The organism is Occallatibacter sp. (assembly GCF_049582745.1).
Lineage (GTDB): Bacteria > Acidobacteriota > Terriglobia > Terriglobales > Acidobacteriaceae > Telmatobacter.
Genome location: NZ_JBAUUO010000178.1, coordinates 1 through 12,348 on the forward strand (window position 1 = coordinate 1; position 12,348 = coordinate 12,348).

A 12,348-nucleotide genomic window follows, 5' to 3' on the forward strand; every position below is an offset into this window, starting at 1 on the left:
TACGCCGCAAAGAACTTCCCTCGCAGATCGTTCGAGTATGGTTCCGGCATCTGGGTGTGCGGACAATCGCCACCTTTAGCTTGCAACACAAATGACCCCGTGCACAGTAACTAGTGAAATGCTCTAGACTTTCAGGTTTCCATAACCGGCTCGGGCGCTACTTGCGCCTAATCCATTCTCTACTCCGTTCTGAGCGCGCGCATCGGGTCGACAGATGCTGCGCGCGCAGCCGGAATATATGCCGCCAGCAGTCCTGCCAGTGCCATCACGGCGGAGACCGCCAGAAGCACTACGGGATTGCGCGGCCCGGTGCCATAGAGCATCTTCGAGAGAATCGGGCCGAATGCAAACGCCGCCGAGATCCCGATCGCGATGCCAGTACCGAGCAACCCCGCCGCGGCCCGCAGGATCATTCCGAGAACCGCGCCACGCTCCGCACCAAGCGCAAAACGAAGGCCAATCTCCCGCGTACGTTGTGAGACCGAGTAGGCCATCACGCCGTACAAACCAACCACGGTGAGGATCAGAGAGAGAACTGCGAAGGTTCCAAAAAGCACAGTTGCAAATCGCGGCTGGGCCAGCCGCAGTGAGATCAGGTCCGGCATGGTGCGCACATCCGTCACCGGGATGTCAGGATCCATCGATGCCACAAGCTTGCGCACCGCAGGCTCGATACTCATCGGGTCAACCGAGGTTCTGACGACCGAACTCAAGCAGCACCACGTGGGAAGCTGGCTCGAAGGCAAGTACATCGCAGGCTGCATCTCGCGTTGCGTGGCCGAGTGGCGTACGTTCCCTACCACGCCCACGATCTGCCGCCACGGTGGTCCGTCCGGCGATCCGTTTCCTGCCCCTGGCTTCAGCCTCTTGCCCAACGGATCTTCGCCGGGAAAGTACGTCTTTACAAAAGCCTGGTTCACGATGATCACCTGTGGCGCTTGCATGCTATCCACTTCGGTGAAGTCGCGACCTTCGATCAGAGGAATCTGCATCGTGCTGAAGAAGCCGGGTGTGATCGGCATCAACTCGGCGCTCGGCCGAAACCCCTTGGCGACTGGCCTTTCCGGATTCTCGAAGCTGATGTGAGCGTCATCATCTGCCATCGGCAAGATCATGGAACCTGCCGCCGACTCCACACCTGGAAGCACGCGCAGCCGATCGAAATATTGACGGTAGAATTGCGGGCGTCTGTCTTTGTACGCCGAATCGGGAGTATCGAAACCGAAGGTGAGCACATGGTCTGGGTTGAAGCCCTCATCTGTGTGGATCAGCTTCACAAAGCTGGTGGTGAGCAGCCCGGCCCCGGCCGTGAGCACGATCCCCAGCGCCACCTGCGCCACAATCACCGCCGTGCGAAGCCGGTCGTGCCCATAGATGCGCGCCTGTCCGCCCTGCTGGAGTGTTTTGACCAGGTCGGTTCTTGAGGCGGCAGTTGCTGGGGCAACGCCAAAAATCAAACCCGAGACGAGCGAAGCAGCCACCGCAAAAGCAAGCACCGTCAGATCGACGCCGGCATTTGTCGCACGAGGAACACTTGTGCCAATCAGTGACAGCACGCCCGGAACCGAAATGAAGGCGACTGCGCATCCCGCGAGACCGCCTGCGATGCTCAGCACAAGGCTCTCCGTCATCAGTTGGCGAATAACATTCCCGCGGCCTGCACCCAATGCGCACCGCACCGCAATTTCCCGCTGCCGGTCGCGAACCCGCGCCAGTTGCAGATTGGCGATGTTGCCGCAAGCGATAACCAGCACGAATGCCACCGCTCCTAATACCACGAGCAGCAGAGTGCGAGTTTCTCCTAACATCGCTTGCAACTCGGGCAGAACTTTTGCCGAATTGTTGTGCGTGTTTGTGTCCGGGTATTGTTTGGCCAGTCGACCAGCGATCGCTTTCATCTCTTGATCGGCCTGCGCCATGGTCACTCCAGGCCGCAACCGGCCCATCACAGCCAGGGAGTGCCCTCCACGATTTTTCAGAGCGTCGTCGTCCACGGCAAGGGTAGGCCAAAGCGAGTTCTGAGGCTTGCCAACCGGAAAGCGAAACGACGGCGGCATGATGCCGACGACCGTGAAACTTTCTCCATTTAGATGTATCGCCCGGCCCACGATCGCTCGATCGCTGCCGAATTGCGTTACCCAGAGGGAATGGCTGATAAGAACGACCTTCGATCCAACCTTCTCCTCACTCGCGACAAATCCGCGCCCCAGTTCCGGCTCGATGCCGAGCATCGGCAACAGATCCCAGGAAACGATCTCGGCATTCAGATGAACCGCGCGCGATGTTCCCGTGAGCGTGTAGGAGTTGTCCTGGTAGGAAACCAAGTGTTCGAAACTCTGATTCTGCTTCCGCCAGTCGAAGAAATCGGGATAGGAGACATCGCGCGTCACCGGATTGTTGGCATCAGCGGAGGCGACTTCAACCAACCGTTGCGGCTGGGCATAGGGAAGAGGCCGCAGCATCACTGCATCCACCACGCTGAAGACCGTGGTATTCGCTCCCACGCCGAGCGCCAGCGTAATGATAACCACGATTGAATACCCCGGCGACTTGCGGAGTTGGCGAAAGGCGAAGCGAAGATCGCGGCCAAGTTGCAGCAGCATGGGAAAGCCGCGCTGCACGCGATAGCTCTCGCGTGTCTGGGTAACGCCGCCAAAAGCGCGCAGAGCCGCGCCCCGGGCATCCTCCGCCGACATCCCGCGCTTCACATTCTCTGCGACGGCAAGATCGATGTGTGCGCGCAACTCATCTTCGAGTTCTGCGTCCTGCCTGCGTCTGCCAAAGATTGCCATGCAGCGGCTAAACCACATCCGAATCATGTCCATTGGGCTCGAAGACATCGGGGCCTCCTAGTTTGTCTGCGCAAGAAAGCGCGCCATGGTCGCAGCAATGCGTTCCCAGTTTTCGGTCTCTTCCTCGATCTTCTTGCGCCCGATCCGGCTCAACGAATAAAACTTGGCGCGGCGATTGGTCTCCGATGTTCCCCACTCGGACTTGATCCATCCGCGTTGTTCCAGCCGCAGCAGCGCTGGGTAGATCGTGCCCTGGTTCAGGCTCAGCCCGTCGCCGCTCACCTGCTCAATGCGCCGCGCGATCCCGTAGCCATGCAGCGGTCCCATCGCCTCCAGAGTCTTCAACACCATCAGGTCTAGGGTGCCCTGCAATACGTCTGACTTGTTCTCGCCCATAGCCTCTCCTGTTGATATTCAACATGTACGCTCTCGATAGTCGGAATGTCAACAGGAGAAAGCGCAGCGGGAAACCAGCACGGAGCAGACGCCAAGTTCGCCCGGCCGAGCCCTCTTTGGCGAGTAGCATGAAGAGAGCCGCCACAAAGTGATTCCCGCGAGGTGTGGCGAACGAGGTTTGGATGCTTCATTCGATCCTGCGCATTGCAAAGAACATCAGTGGGCCGATCGGTGTGCTCCTGGTGGTGATGGGCGGCATCTGGATTCTGCAGGGGCTGAATCTTGCCCGGGGTGTGCTGGCCCGCAGCTTCATGCAGAATGACCGCCACTGGGCGGTGTATGGCGCGATCCTGGTGGCCGTTGGCCTGGTAATGATCGTGTGGGGTTTTACAAAGCCGCGCAAAAGCTGAATCCTTGCCGATGCAAGCCGCGCGGTTTGCACAAGACTCCTCCGCGTTTTGCCGTAAAATTGCCGTATGACCGATCGCATGGCCCTTTCCCTGGCCCAGACCGACCCTGCCGTAGCCGCAGCCATTGACCACGAAACACTCCGCCAGCACGAAGGCCTGGAGATGATCGCCAGCGAAAACTTCGTCTCTGAAGCAGTACTCGAGGCAGCCGGCTCCGTCTTCACCAATAAATACGCCGAGGGCTATCCAGGCCGCCGCTACTATGGCGGTTGCGAATACGCCGACGTGGTGGAAAACCTCGCCCGCGATCGCGCCAAACAAATCTTCGCCGCGGGGTTCGCCAACGTGCAGCCCCACTCCGGCTCGCAGGCCAACGCCTCCGCCTACATGGCGGTGCTACAGGCAGGCGACACCATCCTCGGCCTCGACCTCGCCCATGGCGGACACCTCACCCACGGGCACAAGCTGAGCTTCAGCGGCAAGCTTTACCACGCGACGTTTTACACGGTGCGGCGCGACACCGAAGTTATTGACTACGACGAGCTCGAAGCAGTTGCCGAACGCGAAAAGCCCAAGGTCATCATTGGCGGCGCCAGTGCCTATCCACGGCTCTGGGATTTCGCTCGCATGCGGCAGATCGCCGACAAGGTCGGCGCCAAATACATCTTCGACATGGCGCACATCGCCGGCCTCGTCGCCGGTGGATCGCACCCCTCGCCGGTGCCCCATGCGCATATCACCACCACCACGACGCACAAGACGTTGCGCGGCCCGCGCGCCGGACTCATTCTCTGCGGCAAGGATTTTCAGATAGGCCAGAAGCCCGAGCAAACCCTCGGCAAGGCCATCGACATGGCTGTCTTTCCCGGCCAGCAGGGTGGCCCCCTGGTGCACATCATCGCCGCCAAGGCTGTCGCCTTTGGCGAGGTACTGCGCCCCGAGTTCAAGACCTACGCTACACAAATTGTTGCCAACGCCAAGGCGCTTGCATCCGCCATGCAGGAGGCAGGCTATCGCCTCGTCTCCGGAGGAACAGACAATCACCTGATCCTCGTCGACGTCTTCCAAAAGGGAATTCTCGGCTCGGAAGCCGAACTCGCCCTGGGCAAAGCGGGCATCACCGTCAACAAGAACGCGATTCCGTACGATGTCAACCCGCCGCTTAAACCTTCCGGCATTCGTATCGGCACGCCCGCCCTTACAACGCGCGGCATGAAAGAGCGGGAGATGCGCATCATCGCGACATGGATTGCAAAAGCTCTCGAAAAGCGCAACGACGATGCCGCGCTCGAGCGCATTCGCGGCGAAGTCGCGGAACTGGCCAACCGTTTCCCGCTCTACGCGTGGCGACGTCAGGGTGTAACGGTCGGTGCGTAAGTCACTCAAACCGCTTCTGTAACCAGCTCATTTGCAACTTGCCAACCAGTGCAGGGTTTCATGTAGTGTGTTTGGATTAGCTTATCGGGATCTCCCGAGCGCGGCGACACCCCATTCCCGAAGGCGATGTGGAGGAACATCATGCGTGCAGCAAATCTCGTTTTGACCGCATTGTTGGCCATGTCGTTGCCGGCAATTGCTCAGCAGAAACCGGAGCCTCGCGGACGGCCGATGCCGCCGCCAACGCGCGGACCAGCGCCATATAAGGCACCCAAAGCCGCTCCTGCGCACCACACCAACAGTGTCAAGCAGGCGCCTCAGCAACGGAACTTCAGTGACAAGCCCGGTCATCCGAATGCGCCACACGTCGACAAAGGGAATAAGTGGGTGGGTCACGACACCGGCCGCAACGACGCCAACTATCATGTCGACCATCCCTTTGAACATGGCCGTTTCACAGCAGGGTTCGGACCGTCGCATCGATGGCACCTCGGCGGAGGGGGCCCCAATCGTTTCTCGTTCAATGGATGGTATTGGAGCGTCGCGCCTGCCGATTTTGGTTTCTGTGACGGATGGGATTGGGATGGCGACGACATCGTCATCTATGAAGACCCCGATCACGACGGCTGGTACCTGGCCTACAACGTTCGCCTCGGAACCTATGTGCACGTCATGTATCTCGGACCTCAATAAAGAGATTGTGTAAGTCGAAACGCTCAGAGGGCAGGTCAATCGATCTGCCCTTTTCTTGCATGCTTTGAGCTTGCACGCATCGCGCATGTACACGGCACAACACAAAGCGATAAGATGGTCAGTCCGCTGAGAGCCGCGGCACGCTTTCTATGAACGTTCTGCCTGCTCTCAAAATCAATCGCGTTCTCAAGAGGATTGGCATGACTGGCTTTCCTGTTCGCACGTTTCCGCTTCGCGCATGCTTTGCTTTCCGTCGTGCGTTTTTGTTTCTGACTGCGGTTTGCCTGCTGAGTACCAAGGCCTTCGCGGCGCCAGCGCCCATCGTGCTCACCGGCTCCGATCGTCGTCCGGCCACCTCGCTCAATGGCGAGTGGGCCTCCATCGTCGATCCCTATTTCTCCGGCCTCTTCAGCTTCCATCACGAAGAAAAGAAAAATGGCTGGTTCATGAATTACAAGGCGAAGCCCGGCGATCCGTTTCCCACCGAGTACGACTTCGCCAAGGCGCCCAAGCTCAAAGTCCCCGGCGACTGGAATACCCAGCGCCCATCGCTGATGTATTACGAAGGTCCGATCTGGTACGAAAAGGACTTTACCTACGTGCCCAAGCCACACACGCACGTATTCCTTCACGTCGGCGCAGCCAACTATCACTCGTGGTTCTGGGTCAACGGACAGAAAGTCTGCGAACACGAAGGCGGATTCACTGCTTTCAACTGCGAAGTTACACAGGCCATTCACAGTGACAATAACTTCGTCGTAGCCGCGGTAGACAACACCCGCCACGAAGACGGTGTGCCTGGTCTCGAAACCGATTGGTGGAACTACGGCGGCCTCACCCGCGAAGTGTCGCTGATTGAAGTGCCCGAGTCCTTCATCGATCAGTACGACATACACCTGAGCCGGAGCGAAGACGGCATCATCGAAGGCTGGGTGCATGTTGTCGGTGCGCAACCCGGCGAAAAAGCCGAAGTCGAGATCCCCGGCCTGCATGCGAAAACAACAGCAGACATTGGCGCAGATGGCCGCGCCGCGCTTCACTTCAACGTGCCAGGCCTCGAGCGCTGGACGCCGGAGTCGCCCAAACTTTACAAGGTCTTAATCCGCGCGGGCGATGACAGCATCGACGAGTTGATGGGCTTTCGCACCATTGAAACGCGTGGCACCGAAATCCTGCTCAATGGCAAGCCCATCTTTTTGCGCGGCATCGCGATTCATGCTGAAGCGCCCTATCGCACCGGTCGCGCCTGGTCCGATAAGGATGCGGAGACGCTTCTCGGCTGGGCGAAGGAACTCGGGTGTGACTATGTTCGCCTCGCCCATTACCCCCACGACGAAACCATGTTGCGCGCTGCCGATCGCATGGGTCTGTTCGTATGGTCCGAGAACCCTGTCTACTGGGCGCTCGAATTCGACAACCCGAAAGTCCTGGCCAAGGCCGAGCAGCAGCTCGACGAAGAGATCAATGCCTCGCGCAATCATGCCGCCATTATTCTCTGGTCAATGGCCAATGAAACCCCCAACACGCCTGCGCGCACGCAGTTCATTGAAACGCTGGCGACTCGCGCCCGCGGTCTTGATCCCACGCGGCTAATTACCGCGGCCCTGCTGGTACGCGCGCAGGGCAATACCAAGATCGTCGACGACCCGCTGGGCAAGGCTCTCGACGTCATCGGCATCAACGAATACATTGGCTGGTACGAAGGCCATCCCGACAGCGCTGATACCACAGAGTGGCAGATCGCCTATCAAAAGCCGCTCATTGTCAGCGAATTCGGAGCGGGCGCAAAGGCCGGTCTGCACGGTGGCGAGAATGAGCGATGGACTGAGGAGTACCAGGCAAACGTCTATCGTCATCAACTGCCGATGCTCAACAAAATTCCGCAGCTCAGAGGCATGAGCCCGTGGTGCCTGATGGATTTCCGTTCGCCCAATCGTCCACTCGTGGGCATCCAGGACGAGTTCAATCGCAAAGGATTGATCTCCGACCAGGGCCAGAAGAAGCTGGCTTTCTATGTTCTTCAAAAGGCCTACAGGAATAAGACGATCGGAAAAGCCGATTAAGTCAAATCGAAGTTACGTGCGCGTAAGTTCTAAGTTGGCTGGCGCGCTGCTTCAGGCCGATGATATATCCTCTTTCTATGTCGATAGAAACGATCCTTGCAGAAATCGATGCGGAGATTGAAAGACTTAAACAGGTCCGTTCTCTGCTTGCAGGCTCCCGCGCCACCAGCTCGCCGGGAGTCCGTAGTAAGACCAGCAAAGGGCCAGGCAAGCCAAAGAAGAAGCGCGTACTCAGTGCCGATGCACGCAAGCGGATTGCCGATGCGCAGCGTAAGCGTTGGGCCGCTCAAAAGGCCAGATCGAAGTAAGTGCTGATTGCCGCTGTGGCGGCATTCGAGTCCGCTCTCAGCAAACCTGGGTTACCAGGTATCAACAGCCAGGATGTTGGGCGGCCCGGAGTGGCCCTCGATTACCTGTGTCTCAATCACGGCTTCCATATTCATTTTTTCCCAGTTGGCGGGAGCCTTGGCCACCAGCGAATTGAGATACACCGGGTTGTACAGGATCTCTCCAGCCGCCTCTGTACCCTCTTCCGAGATTCCGGCCGCGATGATCACCGGCTGGCCGGTCGTGCTGTCGTGTATCCGCGCCACAATGGCATAGTCACGGGAAAGCTTTTGGTACGGTAGATCCCATGCGGTCGCCCACGTCGTTTTCGTCTGGCTTTTGCGATCGACAATCAGCGCGACGCCATCCTTTGACTCGAAGCCGAAGCGCAGTTTCTGCGTCACGCGCAGCGTCCAGATGTTGTCGAATGCGCCGATCAGCACAATCGGCCCTTCGCGCAACTGCGCAAATGTTGCCTCGGATCCAGGCACGATACGAAACGCCTTGTGTCGGGCTTCCAACGCGGCGGCCGTTCGCGTGAGCGTGGTAACGTCCGCCAGCGCAAAAAGGCCAGCCATATGCAGCCGGACATACAGCTTCTGCGAGTCGGCAGGGGCGGTCACAGGCGCTTCGAAAGAATTGATCGAGTCCATATCGATGTTTTTGGCCGGTTCTCCCAGGCAAAAAGTCGTCGCATTCAAACTCGACGTGAACGGCTCCCAGAACCGATCAATATTCGAAGGCGGTTCCGGCGGTGGCGCCTGGTGGATGTTCACCCCCACAAACACTCCCGCGGCACAACCGGCAATGGTCAGCATGCCCGCGACAAGCCAGCGGAATCGCGGAGGTTTGGCCGGAGGGGCCGCAACAGCCGGGAGCGGAATCAGCGGTGTGCCAAGCGCCTCAAAGGCGACTGCAGCAGCGTCGAGCGTATCCCCCGCAGGTTCCACAATTGGCTCGGGCTGTCGAAACGCAGGCACATATGAGCCCAGAGGAAGCTCGATTACCAGCTCGCCTGTGTGCGACGAATCGTAGTAGTAGAGGCTGAGCCGCTTCCGCACCTCACCAGCAGTGATGCGCACCACCGGATCTGCATTCGCATCGTACGTCGGCGCACGTCCAAACACCTCAATGCCAATGCTTCGTTCTTTCAGCTCGACAGCATTTCCCTGCAGCGTCTGTTCCACCGCGTAGGCCAGCAGTGCAGGATAGCGCTTGCTATTGGCAAACAGCGGATGAATCAGGAGCCGGTGGAGTTGTTCTCGAATGGCGGCCGGGTCGGAGACAGACGCCTGCTGGTCCACCTCCTGCATGGCTTTGGGCGCCAGCGGCATCCGAAACTCCTTAAGCGGCTCTATGCCCGATTTGGGCAACGGCTCGTGACGTCAAGTTGCGCAGCCGGAGCTTCCGTTCCAGCATGCGAAAAACTCCAACGGACACGAGTCCAAAAAATCAATGCAAGGGGGTCCGGATTCCACCTTAGTGCGTGGGACCTGCGCCAACTCTCTGTTGAAAACAAGATCGTATTGAATTCTGGATTCCCTGCACTGCGTATAATACGTCCCACCAATACGGTTGTCCATAACTGATTAAAAGCAACTCCTGCAGCGGGTTAACTTCCGTTTCGGGAATTGCTACCCGATGGAACCTGTCGGAAATCTTCAATTGTGCATACATTGAGAGTCGGTCCAGGAAATGTGCCCGGGGTGTGTCAAGCTCAGGCGCGTTTTCTTGTGATTGCGGCTCCTCGCCCCTCCGGTTACCAGACCTGGATGAATCCAGGCAGGACTAATCGGGGGGCGCTTTTTTTTTGAGAGAACACTATCGTGTTGCGCACAATCTCCGGTGAAATCTCGGTCCGTCCTTTCCCGCCCGTCCAAGCTCAGGCGCACCGCCCATCCCTCAGCCAGTCTGCAAACCCTCATCTTCATGCTTTATGCTTAACGGTCCCTCGGAGGGACCCGCCCAGTGATGCAAAGCAACCCGCTTGCAAACGCCATCGTTCGATTCGCTTTTCTCGTGATCTCCCTCCCTGCGATTCTTCCCCTTCCCGCGCAAACGCCGGCCATGACCGCAGCCGAGGCGCACACCCGGGCCGAAGAACTGCTCAAGCAGATGACCATCGAAGAAAAAGTTGGGCAGATGAACCAGTCCTCCGGCGTCGTCATGCCCCTTCTGGCCAGCGAAAAGCCCGACAGCCTCATCGTTCAGGGCAAAGTCGGCTCCATCCTGTGGCTCATCGACGTCAAGGAGATCAACCGCCTCCAGCATCTTGCCGTGGATAAGTCCCGCCTTCATATCCCGATCCTCTTCGCCTATGACGTCATCCACGGCTATCGCACCGTCTTTCCGATTCCGCTGGCCATGGCGGCGTCCTGGGATACGGGATTGGAAGAAGCCGCCCAACGCCTCGCCGGTCAGGATGCGCGTGCCGCCGGCATTCGCTGGACCTTCACCCCCATGGTCGACATCGCCCGCGATTCGCGCTGGGGCCGCATCGTCGAGGGTGCGGGCGAAGATCCTTACCTCGGCGCGGCGATGGCCCGCGCGCAGGTCATCGGATTCCAGGGCGAGTCGATCGGACCTGATAGCGTGCTCGCCTGCGTCAAGCACTTTGCCGGCTATGGCGCTGCCGATGGTGGCCGCGACTATGACTCTTCGTATGTTCCTGAAGAACTCATGCGCAATGTCTACCTCGTTCCGTTTCATGCAGCCGAACAGGCAGGCGCCGGCAGCTTCATGAGCGCCTATATGGACCTGAACGACGTTCCCGCCACCGGAAATCACTGGCTGCTCACTGACGTTCTGCGTAAGGACTGGGGCTTCCAGGGCTTCGTGGTTTCCGACGCCTGGGCTGTTGGCGCGCTGCAGACACACGGCTACGCCAAAGATCCAGAGGACGCCGCCTACAAAGCCGTTACCGCAGGTCTCGACATGGACATGGCCAGCCTCACCTACCCGAAGTATCTCGCCGGCCTCGTGCACTCGGGCAAAGTGCCTGAAGCCAAGCTCGACGCCGCCGTACTGCCTATCCTTCAAATCAAGTACCAGCTCGGCCTCTTTGACCACCCCTATGTCGACGAATCGCAAGTGGACTCGACCCTGAACCGGCCCGAGGGCAGAGAACTCGAACGCAAAGTCGCAGCCTGCTCCATGGTGCTGCTCAAGAATGACAGCCACACCCTGCCGCTCAGCAAGTCCATCAAAAAGATCGCGGTCATCGGGCCGCTCGCCGACTCCACCCACGACATCGAAGGCGGATGGACGGTAGAAGGCCTCTTCGGCGGAGCGTCGAAAAGCCACCCCGTCACCGTGCTCGCCGGTCTCAAAAACAGGCTCGGACCTGGCGTTGAAATCAATTACGTCCCCGGACCAATTCCCGTGCGCGTATTTCCTTCTCTCTTCGACACAATCTCTGGCGCCAAGCGTCCCTCGCCGCCAACTGAAGCTGAAACCGCCGAAGCCATCGGCAAAGCCATGGCCGCTGCGGCCGGCGCCGACCTCGTGATCGCCGTCATGGGTGAAACCTCCACCATGAGCAGCGAATCCGCCTCGCGCGCTTCCATGGAACTGCCCGGCATTCAGCCGCAAATGCTCGACGCAGTCGTCTCCACGGGCAAGCCGGTTGTCCTTGTCCTTGAGAATGGCCGTCCCCTCGATCTCCGCTGGGCTTCGAAGCATGTCAAGGCTATTCTCGAAGCGTGGTACCCCGGCACGGAAGGCGGCAACGCCGTGACCGACGTCCTCTTCGGCGATGTGAACCCCGGCGGAAAGCTCCCCATCAGCTGGGCGCACGCCGCCGGCGAAGAGCCTCTTTACTACAATCACAACCTGACGCATGAACCCGAAGACCGCCCCAACTTCACCTCGCGCTACTGGGACGTTCAGAGCAAGCCGCTCTATCCCTTCGGCTATGGCCTCAGCTATACGACCTTCAAATTCGATAATCTGCACCTGAGCAAGACCAGCATCAAGGCGGGCGACAGCACCGAAGTCCAGGTCGACGTCACCAACACCGGCAGCGTTCCCGGCGATGCCGTCGCGCAAATCTACATCCACCAGCGCTGGGGTTCGGCGTCGCGCCCGGTTCGCCAGCTCAAGGGGTTCAAACGCGTTTCCCTAAAGCCCGGCGTGACGCAGACACTCAGGTTCCCACTCGGCAAAGACGAACTTGAATTCTGGAGTCCGCAAACCAGGGCATGGGCTGTTGAGCCAAGCACCTTCGATGTCTGGGCCGGCGAGGATTCCACCGCCACCCTCCACACTGAGCTCGCCGTCACGGAATAGAAA

General features: G+C 59.1%; 9 protein-coding genes. 6 read left to right on the plus strand and 3 right to left on the minus strand.

The annotated features are described in order from the left end of the window. Positions 1–179 precede the first annotated feature (179 nt). Both WCA10_RS26205 and WCA10_RS26210 read right to left on the minus strand, forming a co-directional pair. Positions 180–2,840, minus strand: a complete 2,661-nt coding sequence (locus tag WCA10_RS26205; protein WP_472825509.1) for an ADOP family duplicated permease — start codon at positions 2,838–2,840, stop codon at positions 180–182. 9 nt (positions 2,841–2,849) lie between these two features. After that, on the minus strand, positions 2,850–3,188 hold the full coding sequence (locus WCA10_RS26210; RefSeq protein WP_472825510.1) for a PadR family transcriptional regulator: 339 nt from the start codon (positions 3,186–3,188) through the stop codon (positions 2,850–2,852). A gap of 182 nt (positions 3,189–3,370) precedes the next feature. Here WCA10_RS26210 and WCA10_RS26215 point away from each other — a divergent pair, with 182 nt between their 5' ends. The 5 genes from WCA10_RS26215 to WCA10_RS26235 all read left to right on the plus strand — a co-directional run bounded on the left by WCA10_RS26215 (position 3,371) and on the right by WCA10_RS26235 (position 8,039). Beyond that, the gene (locus WCA10_RS26215; protein WP_472825511.1) at positions 3,371–3,598 is read left to right on the plus strand and encodes a hypothetical protein; all 228 of its coding nucleotides are present in this window, start codon (positions 3,371–3,373) and stop codon (positions 3,596–3,598) included. A gap of 66 nt (positions 3,599–3,664) precedes the next feature. Next, on the plus strand, positions 3,665–4,975 hold the full coding sequence (glyA, locus tag WCA10_RS26220) for a serine hydroxymethyltransferase (protein WP_472825512.1): 1,311 nt from the start codon (positions 3,665–3,667) through the stop codon (positions 4,973–4,975). Positions 4,976–5,116: 141 nt separating this feature from the next. Further along, entirely contained in the window at positions 5,117–5,668 is a 552-nt protein-coding gene (locus tag WCA10_RS26225; RefSeq protein WP_472825513.1) for a hypothetical protein, read from the plus strand. 200 nt (positions 5,669–5,868) lie between these two features. Further along, the gene (locus tag WCA10_RS26230; RefSeq protein WP_472825514.1) at positions 5,869–7,731 is read left to right on the plus strand and encodes a glycoside hydrolase family 2 protein; all 1,863 of its coding nucleotides are present in this window, start codon (positions 5,869–5,871) and stop codon (positions 7,729–7,731) included. Between the two features lie 77 nt (positions 7,732–7,808). Next, positions 7,809–8,039 (plus strand): hypothetical protein, encoded by a 231-nt coding sequence (locus WCA10_RS26235; protein WP_472800591.1) that lies wholly within the window; start codon positions 7,809–7,811, stop codon positions 8,037–8,039. Positions 8,040–8,090: 51 nt separating this feature from the next. Here WCA10_RS26235 and WCA10_RS26240 read toward each other — a convergent pair whose 3' ends face one another. Continuing rightward, the gene (locus WCA10_RS26240) at positions 8,091–9,392 is read right to left on the minus strand and encodes a hypothetical protein (RefSeq protein ID WP_472825515.1); all 1,302 of its coding nucleotides are present in this window, start codon (positions 9,390–9,392) and stop codon (positions 8,091–8,093) included. A 637-nt stretch (positions 9,393–10,029) separates the two neighbouring features. Between WCA10_RS26240 and bglX the strand changes: the two genes are divergently transcribed. Continuing rightward, positions 10,030–12,345 carry a beta-glucosidase BglX gene (gene bglX / locus WCA10_RS26245; RefSeq protein ID WP_472825516.1) on the plus strand — a complete coding sequence of 772 codons (2,316 nt, stop codon included), beginning with the start codon at positions 10,030–10,032 and terminating at the stop codon, positions 12,343–12,345. The last annotated feature ends 3 nt before the right edge of the window (positions 12,346–12,348 follow it).

Bases quoted from the DNA above. Each gene is read 5' to 3' on its own strand.
- WCA10_RS26205 (WP_472825509.1), bottom strand. From the start codon at position 2,840: ATGTCTTCGAGCCCAATGGACATGATTCGGATGTGGTTTAGCCGCTGC.
- WCA10_RS26210 (WP_472825510.1), bottom strand. From the start codon at position 3,188: ATGGGCGAGAACAAGTCAGACGTATTGCAGGGCACCCTAGACCTGATG.
- WCA10_RS26215 (WP_472825511.1), top strand. From the start codon at position 3,371: ATGCTTCATTCGATCCTGCGCATTGCAAAGAACATCAGTGGGCCGATC.
- glyA (WP_472825512.1), top strand. From the start codon at position 3,665: ATGACCGATCGCATGGCCCTTTCCCTGGCCCAGACCGACCCTGCCGTA.
- WCA10_RS26225 (WP_472825513.1), top strand. From the start codon at position 5,117: ATGCGTGCAGCAAATCTCGTTTTGACCGCATTGTTGGCCATGTCGTTG.
- WCA10_RS26230 (WP_472825514.1), top strand. From the start codon at position 5,869: ATGACTGGCTTTCCTGTTCGCACGTTTCCGCTTCGCGCATGCTTTGCT.
- WCA10_RS26235 (WP_472800591.1), top strand. From the start codon at position 7,809: ATGTCGATAGAAACGATCCTTGCAGAAATCGATGCGGAGATTGAAAGA.
- WCA10_RS26240 (WP_472825515.1), bottom strand. From the start codon at position 9,392: ATGCCGCTGGCGCCCAAAGCCATGCAGGAGGTGGACCAGCAGGCGTCT.
- bglX (WP_472825516.1), top strand. From the start codon at position 10,030: ATGCAAAGCAACCCGCTTGCAAACGCCATCGTTCGATTCGCTTTTCTC.